Raw genomic sequence first — 23,112 nt, 5'->3', positions numbered from 1 at the left:
AGTCTGCGCCCCTGATCACAGGCCAACGCCTCCTTTCTGAGCTACAAGGATCACAAAAGTTGTGACACAACTGACAGGAAGATGATGCGTATTAGGGCGTTATCCCCTGTCCTGCTCACAAAGACCCGAGCTATGCAGGTCCATCGCTGGATATGGAGAGACGATCATGCGCCAGATGATTATCGGCAACTGGAAGATGCACGGCCTGCGCAAGGCGGGCACCGATCTCGCAAGCGCGATCACGACAGAAATTGGCGCAATCCTCAAGGAACGCGACGTTGTTCTGGCCCCTCCCTTTACCCTTCTCCACCACCTCTTCCCCCTGCTTAGCGAGCATGGCGTGGGGCTCGGCGCACAGGATTGCCACGCCGAAATCGAGGGTGCCTATACAGGTGATATTTCCGCCGGGATGCTGGCCGATAGTGGTGTGAGCCATGTGATCCTCGGGCATTCGGAGCGGCGTGAACACCATCACGAATATAACGCTCTCATAAGACGCAAGGTCATGCGTGCCAGGGAATTCGGCCTGTGCCCCGTTGTGTGCGTCGGTGAGAGCGGGCGCCAGAAGGAAGAAAACCTCGCTGAGGAATGGCTCGGGAAACAGATTACCGAATGCCTGCCGCCCGATTTCGACGGGATCGTCGCCTATGAGCCGATCTGGGCCATCGGTACCGGGAAGGCCGCAACGCAGCAGGACATCGAATCGCGCCTGACCTTCCTGCATGACGCGCTCGCGCGCCATCTGGAAACGGATGACAAATCGATGCGTGTCCTGTATGGCGGCTCAGTCAAGCCCGAAGATGCCGCGTCCATCCTCGCTGTTCCCGGTGTGGGGGGCGTGCTCGTCGGCGGGGCCAGCCTGTCTGCCAGATCCTTTCTCGGCATTGCACGGGCTGGACTTCCGCTGGCGTCCTGACGGCATATTTATCGTGTTTACCTGAAAGCCGGACATGACCACGCTTCTGCTCGTTCTCAATTTCTTCGTGACCATTGCTCTTATCGGCGTCATCCTCATCCAGCGGAGTGAAGGTGGCGGCCTTGGCATTGGCAGCAGCCAGGGAATGGGTTCGTTCATGACCGGTCGTGGCACGGCCAACCTGCTGACGCGCACCACGGCCGTTCTGGCTGGCGTCTTCATGGTGCTCTGCCTGCTTCTCGCCGTTCTCAACCGCGGCGCCTCGACCAATGCCGGCAGCGACATTCTGGCCCAGCCGGCGCAGGCCAGCTCCGCACCGCAGACCGCCGCACCCGCAACACCGGCAGCCCCCGCTCCGGCAACCAGCCCGGCACCCGCTCCGGCCGCGCCGACGAAGCAGTAAGGCAACAGGGCGTAAAATTTCTGCCGTCAGAAGCGCTCTGACGGCAATCTTCTCGTTCCCTATCAACGCGATCCAATGTAGGAGAGCCTTCCATGACTCGGTTCGTATTTATCACCGGTGGCGTGGTTTCCTCTCTCGGCAAGGGCATAGCTTCTGCTGCCCTTGCGGCTCTCCTCCAGGCGCGCGGCTACAAGGTCCGCATGCGCAAGCTGGACCCCTATCTCAATGTCGATCCAGGGACGATGAGCCCCTATCAGCATGGCGAAGTCTTCGTGACCGATGACGGGGCCGAGACCGATCTCGACCTCGGCCATTACGAGCGCTTTACGGGGGTTCATGCCCGCAAGGCCGATAATGCGACGACTGGCCGCATCTATTCTGAAGTGATCGCCCGTGAGCGTCGTGGCGATTATCTCGGCGCGACCGTGCAGGTCATTCCCCATATCACCGATGCCATCAAGGAAGCCGTCGTTGCCGGCACCGATGGATATGATTTCGTGCTTGTCGAGATTGGCGGCACGGTAGGCGATATCGAGAGCCTGCCCTTCCTCGAATCGATCCGTCAGCTGCGCAACGATCTGGGCCACAACCAGACCATGTGCGTGCATCTCACGCTGTTGCCCTACATCCCGGCAGCGGGCGAGCTGAAGACCAAGCCCACACAGCATTCCGTCAAGGAACTGCAGAATGTCGGCATTCAGCCGCAGATGCTCATCTGCCGTTCGGATCGCGCCATACCAACGAATGAGCGCCGCAAGATCGCGAGCTTCTGCAATGTGCGCCCCGAGGCCGTCATCGCGGCTCTCGATGTCGACACCATCTATGCTTGCCCGATTTCCTATCACAAGGAAGGCATGGACGATGAAGTGCTGCGCTATTTCGGCCTGCCCGTCGAGGGCGAGCCCGATCTGAGCCGCTGGACGAAAATCGTCGAGACACTGCGCCACCCCGACGGCGAAGTGCGCATTGCCGTTGTCGGCAAATATACTGCTCTGCTCGACAGCTACAAATCGCTCATCGAAGCCCTGCTTCATGGCGGCATTGCCAACCGGGTGAAGGTCCGCCTCGAATGGGTGGAATCCGAAACCTTCGAAAAGAACCCCGACTCCATTGCCGCGCTGGGTCGCGTCGACGGCATTCTTGTTCCGGGCGGCTTCGGCGAACGTGGATCAGAGGGCAAGATCGAAGCGGTGCGCTATGCCCGTGAAAATAGTGTTCCGTTCCTGGGCATCTGCTTCGGCATGCAGATGGCCGTCATCGAATGCGCGCGCTCACTGGCTGGTCTGGAAAAGGCTTCTTCGACCGAGTTCGGCCCGACTGACGAGCCGCTTGTCGGCCTCATGACCGAATGGGCACGCGGCAACGAAATGCTGCGGCGCCGTGAACATGGCGAGATGGGCGGCACGATGCGTCTTGGCGCCTACCCTGCCAAGCTGAAGCAGGGCTCACGCGCTGCCGAAATCTATGGCACGTCCGAAGTGCGCGAGCGTCATCGTCACCGCTATGAGGTGAACGTGCATTATCGCCAGCAGCTTGAGGCGACGGGACTCGTCTTCTCCGGCATGTCGCCAGACGACGTGCTGCCGGAAGTGGTGGAATATCCTGACCACCCCTGGTTCGTTGGCGTGCAGTATCACCCGGAATACATGTCCAAACCCTTTGCACCGCATCCGCTCTTTGCGGGCTTCATCGAAGCTGCGGTCAAGAAGGCACGCCTCGCATGACCGATATCACTCTCGGCTCGCTGACCATTGGCAATCGCCAGCCCTTCACCCTTATCGCTGGTCCCTGCCAGATCGAATCCCGGGCGCATGCGCGGGAGATGGCAGCAGGGCTTGCCGAAATTTGCGGCGGGCTCGGTATTGGCTGGATCTATAAAAGCTCGTTCGACAAGGCCAATCGCACCTCACTCAAAGCCGAGCGTGGCATCGGCCTCGCCGAAGGCCTCGACATTCTGGCTGGCATCCGCGAGGAATTCGGCTGTCCGGTTCTGACCGACGTTCATGACGCCGCACAGTGCAAGCCTGCCGCCGAAGCGGTCGACGTGCTGCAGATCCCGGCCTTTCTGTGCCGTCAGACCGATCTGCTTCTGGCTGCCGGGGAAACGGGGCGCGCGATCAATGTCAAGAAAGGGCAGTTTCTCGCGCCCTGGGACATGGCGAATGTTGCGGCCAAGATCGCCTCGACCGGCAATGACCGGATCATGCTTTGCGACCGCGGCACTAGCTTCGGTTACAATACGCTCGTAAGTGACATGCGCGGCCTGCCGATCATGGCAGAAACCGGCTATCCGGTCGTGTTCGACGCCACGCATTCCGTGCAGCAGCCGGGCGGGCTCGGTGGCTCTTCCGGTGGCCAGCGTCAGTTCGTTCCGACCCTGGCGCGGGCCGCAGCAGCCATTGGCGTTGCGGCGGTTTTCATCGAGACGCATGAAGACCCGGATAACGCGCCGAGCGACGGCCCCAACATGGTGCCGCTTGCCGGGATGCGTGGTCTTCTCTCCACCCTGCAGGCCTTCGACAAGCTTTCCAAGTCCAATGGGTTCTAAGCGACACGTCTATTCGGTCGATACCGAATGGACAGGCAATCACGGGCTGGGCACGCAGTCCTGGCATGTCTACGGCCGAAATCACGATATTTCGGCTGAGGGCAAACCCGTCATCCATGGATCGGCTGATCCCAGCTTTCATGGAGACCCCACAGGGTGGAATCCGGGCGAGTTGCTGCTTGCCTCGCTAAGCGCCTGCCACAAGCTCTGGTATCTCGGCCTTTGCGCTGGTGCCGGGATTGTCGTCACCGGCTATCGCGATTCAGCCGAGGCGGTGATGATGGAAAACCCGCAAGGCGATGGCGAATTTGAAAGCGCGACGCTGCGCCCCGTCATCACCCTTGCCAGCGGCAGTTCTATGGCACGTGCGCAGGCCCTTCACGATCAGGCCCACGCGCATTGCTTCATCGCTCGATCGGTCAATTTCCCGGTGATCTGCGAGCCGGTCTTTCAGATCGTATAAGGCTGCAACGGCGCACTCAGGCACGCGGCAAGGCAAAGCACCACAACAGCCGTCAGAAGGGCACGGAACGGGAAATACCCGGCAGGCAGCGCGCCCTTGCGATAGGCAGCGCGCTCTGCCAGCAGGACCAGAATAAACCCGATCATTTCCATCAGAATGCCGCCACGCGGTGCCCAGACTACACCTGCATAAATGGCGACCCAGCTCCACAGCGCAGGCAATACCCCGAAAAACAGGCGCCTCCGGTTGATCGGGCCCAAGCCCTGCGCAGGCATGATGGCGGGCTGTTCGAGCGCAAGGCCCCAATGCACGGCCCCAAGAAAGGAGAGAATGCAGCCTCCATAGGCAAGCATGGCTACGCCGATATGGCTGATCGGCCCGAGACTGCCCCAGAACAGAGCAGCCATGGCGAGGCATAGAAACGGTACCAGACCGGCTATGCCGAGGAAAATGACGAGCGGTGACAGGGGTCTCACGGAATATCCATCCTCATTTCACATAACGCCAGTTGACAGCGCCGGTGTCTCGACGCCTTGTGATGCCCGAAGTTCGAACGTTCAAACAGGGAGCCCCCAAATGAGCGCCATTATTGATATCATTGCCCGCGAGATTCTGGATAGCCGCGGCAACCCGACTGTAGAAGTCGAGGTCGAACTGTCCTCCGGCGCCAAGGGCCGTGCAGCCGTTCCGTCAGGCGCCTCCACCGGCGCCCACGAAGCTGTCGAGCTGCGTGACGGCGACAAGTCGCGCTACGGCGGCAAGGGCGTTCTGAAGGCTGCCGCTTTCGCTGAAGGCGAAATTCTCGATGCGCTTCAGGGCGCCGAATCGTCTGATCAGATCGCGATCGACGAAGCCATGATCGAGCTGGACGGCACGCCCAATAAGGCACGCCTCGGTGCTAACTCCATCCTCGCCGTGTCGCTCGCGACCGCCAAGGCGACTGCGCTCGAACTCGACATTCCGCTCTATCGCTATGTCGGTGGCGTCTTTGCGCACACCTTGCCCGTGCCGATGATGAACATCGTCAATGGCGGTCAGCATGCCGATAACCCCATCGACATCCAGGAATTCATGATCCAGCCGGTCGGCGCACCGACGATCATGGACGCCGTGCGTATGGGTTCGGAAATTTTCGCCCATCTCAAGAAGAACCTGCATGCAGCCGGCCACAACACCAATGTCGGCGATGAAGGCGGTTTCGCACCGGGTCTGAAATCGGCAGACGAAGCGCTTGGCTTCATCTCGAAGTCGGTTGAAGGCGCAGGTTACCGCCTTGGTGAAGACGTGACCTTCGCGCTCGATTGTGCTGCCACTGAATTCTATCGCGATGGCCGCTACAAGATGGACGGCGAAGGCCGCGACCTCGACTCATCCGGCATGATCGACTACCTGGCCGATCTCGCCGCACGCTACCCGATCGTCTCCATCGAAGACGGTCTGGCAGAAGATGACTGGGAAGGCTGGGCAGAACTGACTGCAAAGCTCGGTCACAAGCTGCAGCTCGTCGGTGACGATCTGTTCGTGACCAACACGGAGCGTCTGGTGCGTGGCATCGAGAGCAACACGGCCAATGCGCTGCTCGTGAAGGTCAACCAGATCGGCACGCTGACCGAAACGCTCCGCGCCATGGAAACCGCGCATCGCGCCGGCTATAAGTGCGTCATGAGCCATCGTTCGGGTGAAACCGAAGATTCGATCATTGCTGATCTTGCAGTCGCCACGAATTGCGGCCAGATCAAGACCGGCTCGCTGTCGCGTTCCGATCGTACGGCAAAGTACAACCAGCTTATCCGTATCGAAAACGAGCTGGCTACCGCAGCTCGTTACGCAGGCCGCTCGATCCTTCCGCGCGCCTGACTCAATGAAGGGGAGCGAATTTCGCTCCCTTTCCCAAATCCCCGATTGTAAGCGGCGCAGCCCTCAGGGTAGGGTACGTCCCAACAGCCCGCTTGCAACCGTGGAGTTTCCGTGCAGATCGTTCGTGCCATCCGCCGCGTCGTGCGCGCCGTCGTACCCCCTGCCCTGTTTCTCGGGCTGACGGCCTATTTCGGATGGAACGCCCTGCAGGGCGATCACGGTCTCAAGGCCTATCACCAGCAGCTCAAGCTTATGGATCAGGCTATTCAGGCACAGAAAGATGCTGACGACGAGCAGGCTGTCTGGAAACGCCGCATCACAAGCCTTAACGAACGCGCGCTCGATGCCGATATGTTGGATGAACGCTCGCGGGCTATGCTGAACCTCGCCCGCACCGGAGACACTGTAATTCCCTACGGCCCACACGAGAAGCTGTACTGACTTCCGTCACCAGCAGCTTTGCCCAGGAAGACCAGCGCTATCCTGACGGGCTTATCCAGAGAAGCAGGTATAAAAAAAGCGGCTCGAAAGCCGCTTTTTCCATTTATCGGTGAAGCCCGATCTTACTTGATCTTGGCTTCACGGAACGCAACATGCTTGCGGACGACGGGGTCGTACTTGCGCACTTCCATCTTGCCGGTAGCCGAACGGGCGTTCTTCTTGGTGACGTAGAAATATCCGGTCTCTGCGGTCGAGACGAGACGGATCTGAATGACGTTGGTCTTTGCCATGGGGTCCTCGCAAACTGATCTGTCGCTGCGCGCGACATGAACGGCAGCGTTTTCAAGCTGGGGCCTAAATGCGTGGATTACGCGCGCAGGTCAAGTGTTTCCGGTAAAACGGTGGATTAATTTTGATGTTCCGGGGAAAAAATCTTGAAGAGATCGAAGCAAGAACTTAATAAGAACATAGTGATTCCGGGCTGACGCGGTCTCAGGCTGCCCCGACCCTGGAGAGAGGAACCCCATGCTCACGCGCAAGCAACACCAGCTCCTGCTTTTTATCGACTCCTATCTGAAGCGGACCGGGTTTTCTCCCTCTTTCGACGAAATGAAGGAAGCGCTTGATCTACGGTCGAAATCGGGAATTCATCGACTGATCTCAGCCCTTGAGGAGCGTGGCTTTCTTCGTCGTCATCATCACCGCGCCCGCGCGCTAGAAATTGTACGCCTTCCGGTTACCGAGGCCCCGACCACATCCGTCATTCAGACCCCGGCCTCTGAGAGCGGCAGCTTCCCCCGCCTTGCCCATAGTCAGGAAAGGGCTGTTTCTACTTCCGTCGAAGCCAGCCAGACGCCCGTCGTCGGCGTGCCGCTTTATGGCCGCATTGCTGCGGGCCTTCCGATCGAGGCCTTTCGTGATTCTGGCGAGCAGATCGACATTCCGGCGGGTCAGCTGACCAATGGACAGCATTACGCGCTTCACGTCTCCGGCGATTCCATGATCGATGCCGGCATCTTGGATGGCGATACAGTGATCATCCGCCAGGGCGAGACAGCAGAAAACGGACAGATCGTTGTGGCACTGGTCGATGACCAAGAGGTCACGCTCAAGCGCCTGCGTCAGAAGGGCAAGTCAATCGCGCTTGAGCCCGCAAACACGAATTATGAGACCCAGATCTTCCCGCAGAATCGCGTGCGTATCCAGGGTGTGCTGATCGGGTTGTATCGTCAGTACAACTGAGGCGGCACGTTTCATGGCGGCAAACTGCCTTTTGACAAGCACCTAGCCTGACGAGGCGCCACGCCCCAGCAAAACCGCCAGTTGGCCGATGATATTGTTCTCGGCCATCTGGGCAACGTTGAAGCGCATAAAGCGCGACGTCTCGCCAGAGGCGCTGAAGACTGCCCCCGGGGCGAGCACAATTCCCTCTTCCAGCGCGTTTCGCGCCAGATCTGTAACATCGCAGCCAGCAGGCATTTCACACCAGAGACTGAAGCCGCCTTCAGGCATGATGACAGGTTTGATCCCGAGCGATCCGAGCTGCCCAGCCCCGTCCTTGCGCGCCTTAGCCAGACGACGATGAAGCGCCTCGATGTGACGGCGATAGGAGCCGCCAGTCAGGACGTGTTTCACGATCTCGGCTGCAACAGGACTGACACCGGCAAAGCCAGTCGCAATCAGCAGATCCCCGAGCCTCTCGATCATCTCTGAAGAGGCGGCGATGTAGCCACAGCGTAGTGAGGCCGAGAGGGTCTTCGAGAAAGAGCCGATCCGGATCACACGGTTAAGCCCGTCTAATGGGGCAAGGCTCGCAAAGGGGCGTGGCGCGAAATCGGCGAAGATGTCGTCTTCGATTATCGTGACGCCATGCGCCTTGGCCAATGAGAGTATCTCATGCGCCTTGTGCAACGTGATGGTGCAGCCCACCGGGTTCTGCAATCCGGAATTGGTCAGATAGAGCATCGGCGCTTCCTGCCTCAGTAATCTGGCAAAAGCATCAAGGTCAGGGCCATCAGCAAGGCAGGGAACCCCTATAACCCTTACGCGGTGCTCGGCCAGAAGCGCCCGAAAGTTAAAGTAGCAGGGATCATCGACCAGAACCGTATCGCCGGGGCTAAGCATCAGGCGGCAGACCAGGTCGACCGCCTGCGTGCCGGAGCTTGTCAGCAGGATCTGCTCTGGTGCCACATGCAGCTGATCTTCAGCCCAGCGTCGCGTCAGCAACTGGCGCAAGGGCAACGAGCCTCTGGCGGGCCCATAGCCGGTCAGCAATACGCCTTCCTCTCGCGATATCGCGCGAAGCGCATGGCGAAGAGCGGGTAGTGGCATCCAGGACTCTGGCAACCAGCCGCATCCGGGCTGCATGATCGAAGGATCGGCTTCAAGGGCCTGACGCGACACCCAGAACGGATCCACCGCGTGATCGCGTTTCGTGTTCGGGACGAAACGCGCGAGCGTGCCGCCCGCGACAAAATAGCCTGACCCGGGTCGCGCATGAATCATCCCCTCCGCAACGAGGCGGTCATAGGCCTCGGCGATGGTCGAAGGAGAAAAGCCATGCTGACTGGCGAGCCGACGTATCGAGGGCAAGCGCTCACCTCGCGCCAGACTGCCTGAGGCGATACGTGTGCGCACAGCGGCAATGACCGTTTCGGTCCGGTTTTTTTCGCGCATGGGAGCCTGCAAACTGTATGCCTACTGGATGCCATACAGTTTTGCCCAACTGTACTGAACTGTCCATGGTCTCTCGAGCAGGACGACAGCACACTGACCGCTCGGAACAGGGCGTAAATCGCCCGTCAGGTACAGGCGGAAAAGACCCATGAAACAATCGAGTGGCTATGTCAGTGGTATGATCGGCATAACCATCTTCAGCGGCTCACTGCCGGCAACGAGGCTTGCAGAGACTGGCTTCCCACCCCTGTTTTTGACTGCAGCACGTGCCGTCATAGCCGCCCTACTCGCCATCGCTCTTCTCACCGTATTCCGCCAGAAAAAGCCGGGGCGCGATGCATTGCTGCCTCTTGCGATCGTCGCCCTCGGCGTGGTCATCGGCTATCCCCTGCTTTCAGCCTGTGCCTTGCAATATATCGAGGCCGTGAGATCTGCGATGTGGACGGGGCTTTTGCCTCTGAGCACGGCGCTGTTTGCGGTTCTGCGCAATGGCGAACATCCCTCGCTCCGTTTCTGGATCTTCTCGCTCTGCGGCGCTGCCGCTGTGCTGTTCTACGCGCTGACCCAGACCCATGGCGGATCGCTTGTCGGCGACGGATTAATGCTGGCTTCGATCCTTGTCTGTGGGCTTGGCTATGCTGAAGGCGCCGCCTTGTCGCGCCAACTGGGTGGCTGGCAGGTGATCTCCTGGGCGCTGATCCTTGCCCTGCCGCTCATGAGCGTGCTGGCATTCGCCAACCATCCCGTCAACTGGGTTCAGATCTCGCCCTCAGCCTGGGTATCACTGTTCTATGTCGCCTTCTTTAGCATGATGCTGGGCTTTGTGTTCTGGTATCATGGCCTGGCTCAGGGCGGAATCGCCCGTATCGGGCAGTTGCAGCTCCTGCAGCCTTTCGGCGGGCTGGCACTGTCAGCGTTCGTTTTGCATGAGGTCATTCCCCCCCTGCTAGTCGGGGTTACCTGCCTCGTTCTGTTCTGTGTCTTTGGCGCGAGACGCGCCGCCTGAAAACGGAAAGGGCGTAGTCCGGCGGACGCGCCCCCTCCTCATCGGTTTCAATGAGTCGCAGACTTGTCTTTCGTCACACGCACAGTCCCGTCAGGGTCGATCTGTGTGCTGGTGCCATCACCATTGGGGATAATGATCGTGCCGCTTCGACTGGGCGAGATGTATCTATGGGCGTTATCTTCAACAGAAGACGAAAGCGACGGACGTGCTGCCCCACGTACCCCGTTGACCACGCCGTCATGCTCGCCGATGGCGAGCGATCCGCCATCGCCGAGCTGGGTTCCGCTTGCGTCCAGCCCTTTCGTCATCGAACCGAAATAACTGTTCGTGTCGGACATCGCATCGCGCAGCCCGTTGGGTGACCCTTCGACGTCGCGCAGGGTGGGCAGAGGCTGAGGCGCGCCCGGCCAGATATTACCACTCTCCGGCAGGATCGGCATGGCGATATAGGCGTGACCCTTCACTTTCTCCAGATTCTCCGACTGGCCTTCAGGCATATTCGGATTGGCTCCAGGAAGGGTCGCCGTGTCCTGAATAGATTTCCCAAAACCGGAACAGCCACTCAAAAAAAGAGGGATCGCTAAAAGAGCGGCCTTTCGCATCATTTACTCCAGAGATGTCTGCCCTGCTCTTTTAAGCGTTAAGATCGTCCAACGCCAGATACAGAACATGTATAGACCGGAATACTTGCCTGCCTGCTTCAAAGCCTTACAATTCTCTCATCTTGAGTTTGTGTCTGCGTGAAATTCGTCAGGCGAAATCCCCCAGCAGCGGAGGCTGCTCGATGAAACGGAAGCTGTCGTAGTTTGCGCATGAGCCGACTGACCTCCGGATCTACCGTCTCAGGCGTAACTCAACTGCGCCAAACCGCTCGCCCGACCTTATCGCCCGGAACTTACCACCCTTGAGCCGCGAGGTCAGAGAACGCATGAGGCTGCGTAACAACGCCATGAACACAGGCGCACCGAAGACCCAGACACATGTGACAACCCAAAGTATTGATAGCCGTTGATCGAATAAATCCTCCCAATCCGGTTGGTTGGGGATATGGGCGGCGTTTTGTGCCGGACCGACCGACACACACGATCGTCACTCAGAAAACCGGCGTTTCACAGCAACAGGCGGGCTCTTCCGCTGGCAGAATTTTGTCCTGCAGCAAATCCAATGTGTCATCTCGCTTTCCATACGCATATCCGTGCCTGCAAGCTCTCCAAAAGACGTTGAGAGACCAGAAGCGCCGAACGACTTCACCCGCCATATCCGCCGAGACGCCAATGGTCGACCTTAATTAAGGCGGGGTCTGACGCGCTCTTCCATGCACAGAGAAGGAAACGTGCTCTACTCGCTATCAGCGGGGGTATTTCCCTTTTGAACGCCACCGTCAGGCGACCATAAACTTCGAGGAGTGCGCTTCAACGACCGCCAAGGCGAGTGCCTACGCATTTGGCCCGCCAGGCAGAGCCACCTGCCTTATTAGACAGGACGTAGGTCGCCCCGCAGACCAAAATACAGGAGAAGCCACTCAATATTGCGGGTGACAGAGAGGCAAACCCCTGTGGATTCATCCACTCGGAGCATTGTCAGCAGACACATCACCACAACGCACGGCCAAGACGCAAAGGCCGACCGAACCCCTCTGTACCCTGCTCAGCAGATCAATGACTGACCTTGGCAGAAGAGCCATCGGGACGGTTCCCCATCATCCGAGACAACCCCGTCACAAGGTAGCCCCAGCCGCTCAGGACAGTCGGAATAACCGAGAACCACAGCAGGACGGCGCCCAGGGTGGAGAATGAGATGCCATCCAACCCGATCAGGCGCGGCATGGCATCGCCGGCCAGCAGACAGCCGATCGCCACCATCTGGATGCCGGTCTTCCACTTGGCTAGACGCGTCGAAGGCAGGGTCGCGCGCTGACTGGCCATAAACTCGCGCAAGCCACTGACCATGATCTCACGTATCAGAATGATGATTGCTGCAAAAAGCGCCCCGTCTACCAGACGTCCATAGCCCGCCAGGGCGAGCAGCAGGGCACCGACCAGCAGCTTGTCGGCGATGGGGTCCATCATCCGCCCCAGCTCCGACCCCTGCTTCCAGCGCCGCGCCAGCATGCCATCGAGATAGTCGGTAATGCAGGCCGCGATATACACAATGCAGGCCAGACCATCCGTAACCGGACTTGCGAAAGCAATCAGGGCAATCAGCACCGGTATCGAAGCGATACGCAGCAAGGTCAGGATATTGGGCAGATCTGTCAGCATTAATCGTTCCTGAAGCCGCTGGGGAAGCCGCCGGGGGCGTTGCAGAGCCTCGAAATGGGAATCATGCCCCATGATAGGATGGTGTTACCGCACCATCATAGTCACTCTGGCTTCATTGCGGATGAAAAAACGCATAAATCGTACGCGCGGTTTCTGAATTGATACCCGCCACCGAGATGAGTTCCTCCTCGCTCGCACCACGCACACCACGCACCGAGCCAAAGCGATTCAGGAGAGCGCGCTTCCTGACCGCACCAATTCCGGGCACGCTGTCGAGCTCGGAAGTCTTGATGGCCTTGCTCCGCCCTGCACGATGGGTCGTGATTGCAAAACGATGCGCCTCGTCGCGGAGCCGTTGCAGGTAATACAGCACCGGGTCGTTGGGCGGCAGCTGGAATGGCGTCCGTCCCTCCTGAAAGAACCACTCACGCCCTGCATCGCGATCCGGTCCCTTGGCAATGGCCACGATCGGAATATCACGGACATTGAGCTCTTCCAGCACGGCTCTGACTGCGTTGAACTGGCCGAGACCACCATCAATCAGGAGCAGATCGGGCCAGTCCTGCGGACGCTCATCCGGGGCATCGGGATCCCGCTTGCCGAATCGCCGCTCCATGACCTCTCGCATCATGCCGAAATCGTCGCCGGGCGTGACAGGGCCCTTGATGGCGAATTTGCGATAGGCGCGCTTGGTGAAGCCTTCCGGCCCTGCCACCACCATGACGCCATAAGCGTGCTGTCCCATGATATGCGAGTTGTCGTAAGTCTCGATACGCCCAGGAGGGGCCTCCAGCCCGAAGACAGATGCCACGCCGTCAAGCAGCTTGCTGACCCCGGCACTCTCTGCAAGACGGCGCTCGAGCGCCTCACGCGCATTGGTCTCGGCATGGCGCACGACATCGCGGCGTTCACCACGCTGTGGTTGCAGCAACTCGACCTTTCGGCCCCGCCTGAGACTGAGCGCCTCTGAGACCAGATCGAGCTCAGCGGGATCGCAATTGAGCAGGATCTGCGGCGGTGGCGGCTTGTCGTCGTAGAATTGCAGCAGAAACGCACTGAGAATATCAGCTGCCTGATCGTCATCCGCATGTTCGGGATAAAAGGCCCGATTGCCATTGTTGCGGCTGTTGCGAATGAAAAAGACCTGAAGACAGGTCTTTCCTGCCTGCTGCCACAAGGCAATGATGTCAGCGTCACCGATAGAAGCCGGATTGATGATGCCGGATTCCTGCATACTGGAGAAACCGCGTATCCGGTCTCGGATCGCTGCAGCCCGTTCGAATTCGAGCGCTTCGGAGGCCTTCTCCATTTCCTCGACGAGCGCCTTCTGAACATCCGTGCTCTTGCCGGAGAGAAACTGCTTTGTCTCCTCGACCAGTTCGCCGTACTCCCCCGGGGTCACGCGGTCGACACAGGGCGCCGAGCAGCGTCGGATCTGGAACAGCAGACAAGGGCGCGTACGCGTCGAAAGCACTGAATCGCTGCACGAACGCAGCAGAAAGCTGCGCTGGATGAGATTGAGCGTCTGATTGACTGCCCAGGCCGACGCAAAAGGCCCCCAATAGGTGGCATCCTTGATCGGCCTGCCACGCTGCTTGGTAATCTGCGGAAACTCATGACCCTCGGTGAGCATGATCCACGGGTAGGATTTGTCGTCCCGCAACAGGATATTGAAGCGCGGCTTCATCTTCTTGATGTAATTGGCTTCGAGAAGCAGCGCCTCGGCCTCTGTGCGTGTCGTCACAATCTCCATTGAGCATGTGAGGCTGACCATGCGGCGCAGGCGCTCCGGCAGCTGATTCAGACGCAGATAGGATGACACGCGCTTCTTGAGACTGAGGGCTTTGCCGACATAGAGCACCTCCCCCTTGGCGCCGAGCATACGATAGACGCCCGGCGACAATGGAATGGTCTTCAGCGCCTCACGAATGGCGTCTGGGCCCTGTCTGGGGCCAGTCTGGTCAGAGAGGCCCGCGCCAATATCGCCCGCTTCATTCGCTTTGTTCATGGCTGCGAGCCCGATGCCATGATGACGCCAACTTCATCCACGGAACATGTGGATAAGTCTGTGGGGGATCGCGTGACAAATTGATGACGGGCGCAGTTTGGCGCGCTTTGCGACGCTTTGCCTAATTTTTGGGCATCGAATGGTAAGGCACTGAAAAATAACAATTTTGCCAATCCGTATGGAAGAAACCGCGTCAAGACCTTGGAATCACAGGGTGTCAATACCGGAACGGGCCGGAAAGTGGACAAATTTTGCATCCCGCCACACAGAACGATCCTGTTTTGTTCGAAGTTCCGTTCAGCGTGCCTCCGCCTGCTCCAGCACGCGCAGAAAATTGCCTCCCCAGATGGCTGCAAGCTCGCTTTCAGCGAACCCCTCCCGGCGCAGCGCCTCCGTGACCGACGCAGTCTGCGATGCATCCGCCCAGCCCTCGATCTGCCCCCCACCATCAAAATCGGAAGACACGCCCACATGGGCCACGCCGATCAGATCGGCCACATAGCGCACATGACGGGCGAGATCCGCCACAGAGGCCCTGCCCTGCGCGCTGGGCTTGAGGAAAGACGACATGGCCGTGATCTGGATTACGCCTCCCGCATCACGAAGGCTGAGCAGCTGTTCGTCATCCAGATTCCGCGGGTGATCACACAGGGCGCGCGCGCAGGAATGGCTGGCGACGATCGGCCGCGACGACAGCGCAACCGCCTGCATCATGGTGGTCTTCGCTGCGTGGGAAACATCGACCACGATGCCTGTCTCGTTCATACGCGCAATAACGGCCCGCCCCAGCGGCGAGAGCCCGCCATGCAGAGCGCGATCATTGCCAAGCGCAGGAAGAGGAATCGCGGCATCGGCCAGATCGTTATGGCCATTATGGGTCAGGGTCATATATCGCACGCCATAAGCGGCCAGTCGGTCGACACGGGAGAGATCGCCCCCCAGCGCATGGCCGTTTTCGACAGCAGGCACGACTGCCACGCGCCCTGAAGCCACCGCCTCACGCACTGCCTTGACTGACGCGCAGACAGACACAGCCTCACTGCCAAGGCCATTGATCACCTCAAGCATCGCCTGAACACGCTCCCAGGCCTGCTGGCGCGGCGCGTCTTCAAGTCGGGTCTGGGGAATATAGGCGGCAAGGCAGACTGCCTTGAGGCCACCAGCACGAAGCTTGGGCAGATCGACCTGGCGTTCGGCTGAGCCGGTTTCGAAATCGTTCCGGTCGGGCCAGGGGATATCGATATGGGAGTCGAGTGTCAGAAGGCGGTCATGAATATCGCGTGTCATGATTGCTTAAATGGTCTGTTGCAACGCCCCCGCAAGGGGTATTCCTCCTCCTCCTGCCAATTTGAAAGGCCCTGTCCCATGCGACTGATGACGTGGAATATCAATTCGTTGCGGCTGAGACTGCCTTTGCTCCAGCGCCTGGCAGAAGAACAGAACCCGGACATCATCTGCCTGCAGGAAACAAAAGTGCCGGACGCTCTGTTTCCTGCCGAAGCGCTGCGTGAAATGGGCTATCCACACCAGCATTTCCTCGGGATGAAGGGCTATAACGGGGTTGCCATTCTCTCACGCCACGCCATGACCCCGCTTGAAGCCGTGCCCGACTGGTGCGGCAAAAGCGACACGCGCCATGCCGGTATTCTGTTCGAGACCAGCACAGGGCCAGTCATCCTGCATGATTTCTACGTCCCTGCCGGAGGTGACATTCCCGACCCGGCCGTGAACGACAAATTCGCTCACAAGCTGGCTTTTCTCGAGGAAGTAACCTCGTGGTTTAAAGAGAACGTGCCAGTGCGTTCGATCGTCGTCGGTGACCTGAACATCGCCCCGCTCGAACATGACGTCTGGAGCCACAAACAGCTTGCTACGGTCGTCAGTCACACCCCACCAGAGATCGAAAGGCTGCAAGCCTGGCAGGACACCGGCTTCGTGGATGCCATGCGGCTCGTCGTACCAGCGCAGGAAAAGCTCTATACGTGGTGGTCGTACCGTAATCGTGACTGGAAACTCTCCAATCGCGGCCGCCGCCTCGACCATGTCTGGCTGACACAGGATCTGGCGCCCGCCCTGAAGGGAATGGAAGTACTCCGGGACGTGCGCGACTGGGCCAGCCCGTCGGACCACGTGCCCGTAATGGTTGATCTCGATCTGACCTTCGCCTGAAACGCGCTGCGCTTCACCAGGGACCAGTAACCGGCCAACAAGGGAGCATGACGCTCCCGAACATGGTGACGCAGACAGACAACTCCACCTGAGGCCCTGATATGAAAAAACCCGGCACCTTGCGGAGCCGGGTTTTCTGTCACTCAGTCCTTGCTGGCTGCTCAGCCCATCAGGGCGTCGCTACCTTCCGGATTGAGGCGATAACCGCCCCCTTCCGTCAGAAGCAGGGAGGCATTTGCCGGATCGGGCTCAATCTTCTGGCGCAGACGATAGATATGCGTCTCAAGCGTATGCGTTGTGACGGCGGCGTTATAGCCCCAGACTTCGTTCAGCAGCACCTGACGCGCAATCGGGCGGTGCCCGGCACGATAGAGATATTTCAGGATGGCCGCTTCCTTTTCCGTCAGGCGGATACGGCGGTTCTTTGCCGGTTCCTGCAGGATCTTGGAAGAAGGACGGAACAGATACGGCCCGATCGGAAAAACAGCATCTTCACTGTTTTCGAACAGACGCAGCTGGGCACGCAGACGGGCCAGAAGCTCGGCGATACGGAACGGCTTGGCGACATAGTCGTTCGCCCCGGCATCCAGCCCTCGCACCACGTCGGCTTCGTCATCCGATCCGGTCAGGATAATAATCGGCATGCGGATACCCTGACGACGCAGCTCGGCGCAGAAATCGCGACCATCGCCATCGGGCAGGGTAACGTCGAGAAGAATGGCATCGACACGCACATCGGTAACACCGAGCTTCTCTTTCGCTTCGGCAACGGAGGCAGCCTGAATGGGCTCGAACTCACCCTCGAGCTTGAGTTGTTCGACCAGCAGTTGGCGAAGCGTATCATCATCGTCAACAATCAGGACAGGACGCGGACCAGGCATGTATAACCTTCTCTCACCATCTTTGGGGTAATACCCCTGAGCCAAGACCACACCCTTCAATAGTGAAGAAAGGGCCTTGTTTTAACCGTGAGACTTACACGGATATCGTGACAACGCCAATGCGACTGATGCCAATCCACTGATGGATACCGGCGTTTAGACGTAATTTACCCTTAAATTAATGTTCAGGCGTGAGGTTTGTGACATGCTCGTCATATTAAGACATGGTGAGGGGCGCACCGGGACACTTTTCGTCAATAATCGCCCCCTTCCGGCCCTGATTGGGGCCGGCGGGATCCGATCGGACAAGTCAGAAGGCGACCAGGCCACTCCCACAGGGTTTCTTCCGTTCCGTCAGGTTTTCTATCGCGCCGATCGTGTTGTGCGCCCTCAAACACGCCTCCGCATTGAAGCGCTCAGCCCTGATGATGGCTGGTGCGACGACCCCGATCATCACGATTACAACAGGCACATCTCATTGCCGCATGAGGGCAGGCATGAGCGACTTTGGCGCGAGGACCACTGCTACGACCTCTGTGTCGTCCTCGGCTGGAACGATGATCCGGTCATACGCAATCGGGGTTCCGCCATCTTCCTTCATCTGCCGCCCGAGAGCGGTGTCACGGAGGGCTGCATCGCGCTGGAAGAGCTCCTGCTTCGCGAGCTGATTGCCTCAGATGCAACAGGCGTAGAAGTGCGCGCCGGCTGAGTATCCGATGCCGCGACAGAATGCGCGGCATCAGGGGGTTTCAGGGCGCCTCGCCTTCCGCACCAGCTTCCACAGCAGGCTCGACGGGGGGCGCCATATAGACCAGCAGATCGCCAAGCGCAGGCGTTACGGGAAACTGGTCTTCTGCCGACCGGATGGAGATGGATTGCCCGCGCCGGATCGACAGGAAATCGAGGCGGTTCGGCACCGAGCCGAAAGAGGCAGCACTGGCCTCGTCTGCCATTGCGGTAGCGAAGCGCCAGCCTTTTTCGAAAAGCATGTCGATAAGTGTGAAGTTCCAGGACGGATCGCCGAGCAACTTGCCACGCGCATCGCGCGAGAGGCCGTGATAGAAATCGAGCCGCGCAACACCGGGGCTGATCTGGAAAACACGCTGGCGCCCCATATGAGGCGCCATGTGGGCGCAAACGAGGCCGTTATAGATGGCATCAGCCGTCGTCGAGATGAGATAATCGGCAGGGCGCTCTTCCAGCGCCTCTTCACCATATTGAGAAAGCAGCTCCGCCCGCAGGACCGGTACCCCCTGACGCATGGCCGGGATAAGCGTGTTCGACCGGTTATCAACCAGCAGAATGGGAATGCCTGAGGCGCTCAGGCATTTGGCAAAATCGATCGACCAGGAAGACGCCCCGACAATGGCCAGAGCAGGCTCATTGGAAAGCGTCAGCTTGAGCCAGCGCGCAATGGGGCGCAGAGAGAACCCGTGAAAGATCATCGTGCCGCCAATAATGGCGAAGACGGCAGGCATGATCAGATCGGCACTGTGATAGCCCGCATCGGTCATGCGATAGCCAGCAGCACCCGCCACGGCGGCGGCAACGATACCGCGCGGCGCGATCCAGGCGACAAAAAGACGCTCCTGCCATTTCAGGCCGGTGCCAATGGTCGACAGGAAAATCGCCAATGGCCGCACGCCGAACATGACAGCCGCAGTCAGCAGGCAGATCGGCAGCGAGAGATGGGCCAGCACTTCGCGATGCAGGTCAGCGGTCAACATGATGAACAGGACAGCGACCACCAGGACGACGAGCGATTCCTTCATGCGGCGCAATTCGGAAAGACCCGGCACATGCAGATTGGTCAGGGCCATGCCGAACACGGTGGCACCGACAAGCCCGGCACCCTCCATGCTCATATTGCACACGCTGAAAATGAGCAGAGCCAGCGTCAGCAGCAAAGGCGTCTTGAGCGGCTCGGGCATGAGATCGCGCACGAACAGATAGCGCACGAGATAGGCCGGAAGAATGCCTACCGCCAGAGACTCTGCGGTCGACGCCAGCAGATCGGGCAAAACCGTTGTCAGAAACACATCTGTGCCAATCGGCACACGGGTCGCCACGACCTGAAGCACCACAGCGGCCAGAATGGCGCCTATCGGATCGTTGATGATTGCTTCCCAACGCAGGAAGGCCGCCACACGCGGCTGCAGCTTGTTATGGCGCAGCAGAGGAAGCACGACAGTTGGACCGGTCACGGTGATAATGGCACCGAAAAGCGCGGCCACGCCCCATTCCATATGAGCGATATAATGGGCCGCCACCCAGCCAAGCCCCCAGGAAATGGGTAGCGCCAGCATGGTGAGACGCGTCACCCCCTCGCCGGCTTCGCGCAACTGTCGAAAGTCGAGAAGCAACCCGCCTTCGAACACGATGATCGCGACAAGAAGCGAGACGAGCGGTCGAAAGATCCAGCCCAGCGCGGCAGACGGATGCAAAATGCCAAGGCCCGGTCCGAAGATCAGGCCAAGCGCAAATAACAGAACGATGGCAGGAAGACGAAAACGCCACGCAACCCACTGCGCGCCGATGCCCGCCCCGAGGGTGAGCAGCAGCCCGATAAATATTGTCAGCGCCATAACCCTGCCCTCACCCCTGCCCGGTCAAAAAATCACGCCTGATGACGTACTCACTGCGCCTTGCGCTGAAGAACCGCGGCAAAGAAGCCATCGGTCTCATTGCGATGCGGCGTGAGCGCGAACCCACTCTGGCTGCGCAGCGGTTCGGGCAGCATGTCTCCGCCCGCTGCCACGCGCTCGAAGCGGTCATTGCGCGCGAGAAACGCAGAAACCTGCGCTTCGTTTTCTTCGTTCAGCAGCGAGCAGGTCGCATAGACCAGACGACCGCCCGGCTTCACGAGTGTCGAGGCACGATCAAGGATATCGGCCTGCTTGGTCTGCAATTCGATGACGTCCTGTTCGACCAGACGGATGCGGGCGTCAGGGTTGCGGCGCCAGGTACCGGTTCCCGAGCAGGGAGCGTCAACCAGAACGCGATCGAAGGCCCCGGCACGGCGCTTGACCCATTTATCACCGCTCACCAGCAGATGGCGCTCCACATTATGAACCCCGGCGCGACGCAGGCGCTTGACCGCCCCTTCAAGGCGCGGCGACGAGACGTCGCAGGCCACGATCTGCCCCTTGTTTTCCATCCCCATGGCAATAGCAAGCGTCTTGCCCCCTGCACCGGCACAGAAATCGACCACGCGCTCGCCCGGCTTTGCATCGAGCGCCCCGACGATGAGCTGGCTGCCCTCATCCTGAATCTCGATAATGCCCTCACGGAAGCTCTGGGTCGCCGTTACCGGCTGACGGCCCGGGAGACGCAGCCCCCAGGGTGAGAGCGGTGTGGGTGTGGCTGTGATTTGCTCATTTCGCAGCGAGCGGATCGCCTCGTCACGATGACCCTTGAGAAGATTGGCGCGCAGGTCGAGCGGCGCTGCGCCGTCGAGCGCCGCCATTTCCGTTTCCAGCTCAGGGCCGAAAGCCCGCTCCAGATAAGGATGCAGCCAGTCAGGATATTCCAGACGCACCGGCCCGGGCATATCCGGGTCGTTCAACGCCTTTCCGCCTAGAGCCGAGAGCGCCGCGTCTTCACGCGATGTCAGATGGGATTGCGCGAAACGCTCACCATTGAACAGGTTGCGCACCGTGCCGATCTCTTCGCCACCAAGCATGAGCGAGGCTGCGCAAAGCGTGCGAGGCGAAGCCCCACCCGGAATATCGCGCAAATGCCAGTGCAGACGGCGCCACTGACGCAGCACGTCCCAGATACGGGCCGAAATGACCCGTCGATCGCCGCCACCAATATAGCGGCGATCACGGAAATACGCATTGGCCGTCGCATCTGCGGGACGGCGGGGGGCAGCCTCGATGGCGCAAAGCAGATCGATGGCGGCTGAGAGTCGAGCGGCGGGAGTCATGCCCCCGCGCTTACAAGTTTTTGTCAGTCCTGGCGATAGTTAGGTGCTTCACGCGTGATGGTCACGTCGTGAACGTGGCTTTCACGCAGGCCCGCATTGGTGATGCGGCGGAAGCGCGTGCGAACCTGAAGATCAGCAATCGTGGCCGAGCCCGTATAACCCATACCAGCCTTGAGACCGCCCACGAGCTGGTGCACGACAGCCGCCATGCTGCCTTTGAACGGTACCTGACCTTCGATACCCTCGGGCACGAGCTTCAGCGAGTCTTTGACCTCGGCCTGGAAGTAGCGATCGGCCGAACCGCGCGCCATCGCGCCGAGCGAGCCCATGCCGCGATAGGCCTTGTAGGAGCGTCCCTGATGCAGGAACACCTCACCGGGGCTTTCCTCACATCCAGCGAGAAGGGACCCGATCATCACGACATCGGCGCCAGCACCAATGGCCTTGACAATATCGCCCGAAGTACGAATGCCACCATCGGCGATGCCGAAAATACCCGCTTCATGGCAGGCTGCAGAGGTTTCCATGACCGCCGAAAACTGCGGCACGCCTACGCCTGCCACCACACGCGTGGTGCAGATCGAGCCCGGTCCGATGCCGATCTTCACGCAGTCAGCGCCGACGCCCGCAAGGGCAATGGCGGCTTCGGGCGTTGCGACATTACCGGCGATGACCTGAATTCCCGGATGGCGCGCCTTGAGCGTTGCCACCGTGTCGAGCACACCACGGGAATGGCCATGGGCCGTGTCAACAATGACGATATCAACGCCAGCCGAGACAAGCGCCTCGGCGCGGGCCAGACCATCGGCACCGACACCGATCGCAGCAGCACAACGCAGGCGACCGAACTGGTCCTTGATGGCGAGCGGATGCGCTTCGGCCTTGTCCATGTCCTTGACGGTAATCAGACCCGTGCAGCGATTCTGGTCATCAACCACCAGAAGCTTCTCGATACGATGGCGATGCAGCAAATCCTGCGCCGTGGCAGCGTCGGCACCATGACGCACCGTCACGAGCTTGTCGCGTGTCATCATGTCGCGCACAGGGGTCGAGAGATCGCTGGTGAAGCGCATGTCACGATTGGTCAGAATGCCGACGAGTTCACCCGTGCCCGGCATGACGACGGGCAGACCGCTGATACCGTGCTGCGCCATGATGGCATGCACATCACGCAGGGTCTGATCAGGTCCGACCGTTACCGGATTGACGACCATGCCCGATTCGAAGCGCTTGACGCGGCGCACATGCTCGGCCTGCTCTTCAACCGAAAGATTCTTGTGAATGACGCCCATGCCGCCCTGCTGTGCCATGGCAATCGCCATCGCGTCTTCGGTCACGGTATCCATGGCCGAAGAGAGAAGCGGAATGTTGAGTTCAATAGAGCGTGTCAGACGCGTGCGCGTCGAAGCCTGGGCAGGGAGCACTTCCGAAGCCGCAGGCTCGACCAGAACGTCATCAAAGGCGAGGGCTTCACGGATGCGGTCATGCGACACGCTGCGCGACGCATAAGAACCAACACGTTCCCCAGCCATTCCGGTCGGTGTTTCATTGGTCG

The 23,112-nt window shown here is 59.7% G+C and carries 22 protein-coding genes; 11 read left to right on the top strand and 11 right to left on the bottom strand.

From position 1 onward, the window contains the following. Window positions 1-166: 166 nt before the first annotated feature. The 5 genes from tpiA to IEV53_RS08435 all read left to right on the top strand — a co-directional run bounded on the left by tpiA (window position 167) and on the right by IEV53_RS08435 (window position 4,330). Entirely contained in the window at window positions 167-916 is a 750-nt protein-coding gene (tpiA, locus tag IEV53_RS08455) for a triose-phosphate isomerase (RefSeq protein ID WP_188426356.1), read from the top strand. Window positions 917-950: 34 nt separating this feature from the next. Beyond that, window positions 951-1,319 carry a preprotein translocase subunit SecG gene (secG, locus tag IEV53_RS08450; protein WP_188426355.1) on the top strand — a complete coding sequence of 123 codons (369 nt, stop codon included), beginning with the start codon at window positions 951-953 and terminating at the stop codon, window positions 1,317-1,319. A gap of 92 nt (window positions 1,320-1,411) precedes the next feature. Beyond that, entirely contained in the window at window positions 1,412-3,043 is a 1,632-nt protein-coding gene (locus IEV53_RS08445) for a CTP synthase (protein ID WP_188426354.1), read from the top strand. Further along, entirely contained in the window at window positions 3,040-3,867 is an 828-nt protein-coding gene (gene kdsA / locus IEV53_RS08440; RefSeq protein WP_188426353.1) for a 3-deoxy-8-phosphooctulonate synthase, read from the top strand. Before IEV53_RS08445 ends, kdsA begins: the two co-directional genes overlap by 4 nt. After that, complete coding sequence (locus tag IEV53_RS08435) at window positions 3,857-4,330, top strand: OsmC family protein (RefSeq protein WP_188426352.1); 474 nt, start codon at window positions 3,857-3,859, stop codon at window positions 4,328-4,330. The genes kdsA and IEV53_RS08435 overlap by 11 nt, the downstream gene beginning before the upstream one ends. Here the strand turns inward: IEV53_RS08435 and IEV53_RS08430 are convergent. After that, window positions 4,318-4,806 carry a DUF3429 domain-containing protein gene (locus IEV53_RS08430; protein WP_188426351.1) on the bottom strand — a complete coding sequence of 163 codons (489 nt, stop codon included), beginning with the start codon at window positions 4,804-4,806 and terminating at the stop codon, window positions 4,318-4,320. The genes IEV53_RS08435 and IEV53_RS08430 overlap by 13 nt on opposite strands. Window positions 4,807-4,906: 100 nt before the next feature. On the opposite strand from IEV53_RS08430, the gene eno reads away from it, so the two are divergent. Further along, window positions 4,907-6,187: a phosphopyruvate hydratase gene (gene eno, locus IEV53_RS08425; RefSeq protein WP_023977385.1), complete on the top strand. Its 1,281-nt coding sequence runs from the start codon at window positions 4,907-4,909 to the stop codon at window positions 6,185-6,187. 111 nt (window positions 6,188-6,298) lie between these two features. Then, window positions 6,299-6,628, top strand: coding sequence for an FtsB family cell division protein (locus IEV53_RS08420; RefSeq protein WP_188426350.1), 330 nt, complete (start codon window positions 6,299-6,301; stop codon window positions 6,626-6,628). 122 nt (window positions 6,629-6,750) lie between these two features. Here IEV53_RS08420 and rpmG read toward each other — a convergent pair whose 3' ends face one another. Beyond that, entirely contained in the window at window positions 6,751-6,918 is a 168-nt protein-coding gene (gene rpmG / locus IEV53_RS08415) for a 50S ribosomal protein L33 (RefSeq protein ID WP_188426349.1), read from the bottom strand. Between the two features lie 235 nt (window positions 6,919-7,153). Here rpmG and lexA point away from each other — a divergent pair, with 235 nt between their 5' ends. Continuing rightward, window positions 7,154-7,870: a transcriptional repressor LexA gene (gene lexA, locus IEV53_RS08410; protein WP_188426348.1), complete on the top strand. Its 717-nt coding sequence runs from the start codon at window positions 7,154-7,156 to the stop codon at window positions 7,868-7,870. A gap of 42 nt (window positions 7,871-7,912) precedes the next feature. On the opposite strand, the gene IEV53_RS08405 is transcribed toward lexA, so the two are convergent. Further along, on the bottom strand, window positions 7,913-9,304 hold the full coding sequence (locus tag IEV53_RS08405) for an aminotransferase-like domain-containing protein (RefSeq protein ID WP_188426347.1): 1,392 nt from the start codon (window positions 9,302-9,304) through the stop codon (window positions 7,913-7,915). A 148-nt stretch (window positions 9,305-9,452) separates the two neighbouring features. On the opposite strand from IEV53_RS08405, the gene IEV53_RS08400 reads away from it, so the two are divergent. After that, window positions 9,453-10,310 (top strand): DMT family transporter, encoded by an 858-nt coding sequence (locus tag IEV53_RS08400; RefSeq protein ID WP_188426346.1) that lies wholly within the window; start codon window positions 9,453-9,455, stop codon window positions 10,308-10,310. 47 nt (window positions 10,311-10,357) lie between these two features. Here the strand turns inward: IEV53_RS08400 and IEV53_RS08395 are convergent, their stop codons facing one another. The 4 genes from IEV53_RS08395 to IEV53_RS08380 form a co-directional block, all read right to left on the bottom strand. Then, the gene (locus IEV53_RS08395; protein ID WP_306414301.1) at window positions 10,358-10,807 is read right to left on the bottom strand and encodes a hypothetical protein; all 450 of its coding nucleotides are present in this window, start codon (window positions 10,805-10,807) and stop codon (window positions 10,358-10,360) included. A gap of 1,158 nt (window positions 10,808-11,965) precedes the next feature. Further along, complete coding sequence (gene pgsA, locus IEV53_RS08390) at window positions 11,966-12,571, bottom strand: CDP-diacylglycerol--glycerol-3-phosphate 3-phosphatidyltransferase (RefSeq protein ID WP_188426345.1); 606 nt, start codon at window positions 12,569-12,571, stop codon at window positions 11,966-11,968. Between the two features lie 112 nt (window positions 12,572-12,683). After that, the gene (gene uvrC, locus IEV53_RS08385; protein WP_188426344.1) at window positions 12,684-14,579 is read right to left on the bottom strand and encodes an excinuclease ABC subunit UvrC; all 1,896 of its coding nucleotides are present in this window, start codon (window positions 14,577-14,579) and stop codon (window positions 12,684-12,686) included. 297 nt (window positions 14,580-14,876) lie between these two features. Next, on the bottom strand, window positions 14,877-15,866 hold the full coding sequence (locus IEV53_RS08380; RefSeq protein ID WP_188426343.1) for a dipeptidase: 990 nt from the start codon (window positions 15,864-15,866) through the stop codon (window positions 14,877-14,879). A 78-nt stretch (window positions 15,867-15,944) separates the two neighbouring features. On the opposite strand from IEV53_RS08380, the gene IEV53_RS08375 reads away from it, so the two are divergent. After that, the gene (locus IEV53_RS08375; protein ID WP_188426342.1) at window positions 15,945-16,748 is read left to right on the top strand and encodes an exodeoxyribonuclease III; all 804 of its coding nucleotides are present in this window, start codon (window positions 15,945-15,947) and stop codon (window positions 16,746-16,748) included. A 161-nt stretch (window positions 16,749-16,909) separates the two neighbouring features. Here the strand turns inward: IEV53_RS08375 and IEV53_RS08370 are convergent, their stop codons facing one another. Next, entirely contained in the window at window positions 16,910-17,629 is a 720-nt protein-coding gene (locus IEV53_RS08370) for a response regulator transcription factor (RefSeq protein ID WP_188426341.1), read from the bottom strand. A 205-nt stretch (window positions 17,630-17,834) separates the two neighbouring features. On the opposite strand from IEV53_RS08370, the gene IEV53_RS08365 reads away from it, so the two are divergent. Next, window positions 17,835-18,338 (top strand): L,D-transpeptidase family protein, encoded by a 504-nt coding sequence (locus tag IEV53_RS08365; protein WP_188426340.1) that lies wholly within the window; start codon window positions 17,835-17,837, stop codon window positions 18,336-18,338. A gap of 40 nt (window positions 18,339-18,378) precedes the next feature. Here IEV53_RS08365 and IEV53_RS08360 read toward each other — a convergent pair whose 3' ends face one another. Genes IEV53_RS08360 through guaB form a run of 3 tightly spaced genes read right to left on the bottom strand, consistent with a single transcriptional unit; the run spans window position 18,379 to window position 23,089 of the window. Continuing rightward, window positions 18,379-20,214 (bottom strand): cation:proton antiporter, encoded by a 1,836-nt coding sequence (locus IEV53_RS08360; RefSeq protein ID WP_188426339.1) that lies wholly within the window; start codon window positions 20,212-20,214, stop codon window positions 18,379-18,381. 50 nt (window positions 20,215-20,264) lie between these two features. Further along, complete coding sequence (locus tag IEV53_RS08355; protein WP_188426338.1) at window positions 20,265-21,557, bottom strand: RsmB/NOP family class I SAM-dependent RNA methyltransferase; 1,293 nt, start codon at window positions 21,555-21,557, stop codon at window positions 20,265-20,267. A gap of 23 nt (window positions 21,558-21,580) precedes the next feature. Beyond that, the gene (guaB, locus tag IEV53_RS08350; RefSeq protein WP_188426542.1) at window positions 21,581-23,089 is read right to left on the bottom strand and encodes an IMP dehydrogenase; all 1,509 of its coding nucleotides are present in this window, start codon (window positions 23,087-23,089) and stop codon (window positions 21,581-21,583) included. Window positions 23,090-23,112: the final 23 nt, after the last annotated feature.

Origin of the sequence: Asaia siamensis, from assembly GCF_014635085.1 — a bacterium.
GTDB lineage: Bacteria > Pseudomonadota > Alphaproteobacteria > Acetobacterales > Acetobacteraceae > Asaia > Asaia siamensis.
Note: the sequence above shows the minus strand (reverse complement) of the source record. Positions and strands in the feature narration are given on the sequence as shown.

What these genes read in the sequence shown, in the direction of transcription:
- IEV53_RS08435 (WP_188426352.1), top strand. Translation starts at nt 3,857, where the DNA reads ATGGGTTCTAAGCGACACGTCTATTCGGTCGATACCGAATGGACAGGC.
- eno (WP_023977385.1), top strand. Translation starts at nt 4,907, where the DNA reads ATGAGCGCCATTATTGATATCATTGCCCGCGAGATTCTGGATAGCCGC.
- pgsA (WP_188426345.1), bottom strand. Translation starts at nt 12,571, where the DNA reads ATGCTGACAGATCTGCCCAATATCCTGACCTTGCTGCGTATCGCTTCG.
- IEV53_RS08365 (WP_188426340.1), top strand. Translation starts at nt 17,835, where the DNA reads ATGCTCGTCATATTAAGACATGGTGAGGGGCGCACCGGGACACTTTTC.
- IEV53_RS08355 (WP_188426338.1), bottom strand. Translation starts at nt 21,557, where the DNA reads ATGACTCCCGCCGCTCGACTCTCAGCCGCCATCGATCTGCTTTGCGCC.
- IEV53_RS08395 (WP_306414301.1), bottom strand. Translation starts at nt 10,807, where the DNA reads ATGCCTGAAGGCCAGTCGGAGAATCTGGAGAAAGTGAAGGGTCACGCC.
- kdsA (WP_188426353.1), top strand. Translation starts at nt 3,040, where the DNA reads ATGACCGATATCACTCTCGGCTCGCTGACCATTGGCAATCGCCAGCCC.
- IEV53_RS08375 (WP_188426342.1), top strand. Translation starts at nt 15,945, where the DNA reads ATGCGACTGATGACGTGGAATATCAATTCGTTGCGGCTGAGACTGCCT.
- uvrC (WP_188426344.1), bottom strand. Translation starts at nt 14,579, where the DNA reads ATGAACAAAGCGAATGAAGCGGGCGATATTGGCGCGGGCCTCTCTGAC.
- IEV53_RS08370 (WP_188426341.1), bottom strand. Translation starts at nt 17,629, where the DNA reads ATGCCTGGTCCGCGTCCTGTCCTGATTGTTGACGATGATGATACGCTT.
- IEV53_RS08360 (WP_188426339.1), bottom strand. Translation starts at nt 20,214, where the DNA reads ATGGCGCTGACAATATTTATCGGGCTGCTGCTCACCCTCGGGGCGGGC.
- IEV53_RS08445 (WP_188426354.1), top strand. Translation starts at nt 1,412, where the DNA reads ATGACTCGGTTCGTATTTATCACCGGTGGCGTGGTTTCCTCTCTCGGC.
- IEV53_RS08400 (WP_188426346.1), top strand. Translation starts at nt 9,453, where the DNA reads ATGAAACAATCGAGTGGCTATGTCAGTGGTATGATCGGCATAACCATC.
- rpmG (WP_188426349.1), bottom strand. Translation starts at nt 6,918, where the DNA reads ATGGCAAAGACCAACGTCATTCAGATCCGTCTCGTCTCGACCGCAGAG.
- IEV53_RS08405 (WP_188426347.1), bottom strand. Translation starts at nt 9,304, where the DNA reads ATGCGCGAAAAAAACCGGACCGAAACGGTCATTGCCGCTGTGCGCACA.
- guaB (WP_188426542.1), bottom strand. Translation starts at nt 23,089, where the DNA reads ATGGCTGGGGAACGTGTTGGTTCTTATGCGTCGCGCAGCGTGTCGCAT.
- lexA (WP_188426348.1), top strand. Translation starts at nt 7,154, where the DNA reads ATGCTCACGCGCAAGCAACACCAGCTCCTGCTTTTTATCGACTCCTAT.
- secG (WP_188426355.1), top strand. Translation starts at nt 951, where the DNA reads ATGACCACGCTTCTGCTCGTTCTCAATTTCTTCGTGACCATTGCTCTT.
- IEV53_RS08380 (WP_188426343.1), bottom strand. Translation starts at nt 15,866, where the DNA reads ATGACACGCGATATTCATGACCGCCTTCTGACACTCGACTCCCATATC.
- tpiA (WP_188426356.1), top strand. Translation starts at nt 167, where the DNA reads ATGCGCCAGATGATTATCGGCAACTGGAAGATGCACGGCCTGCGCAAG.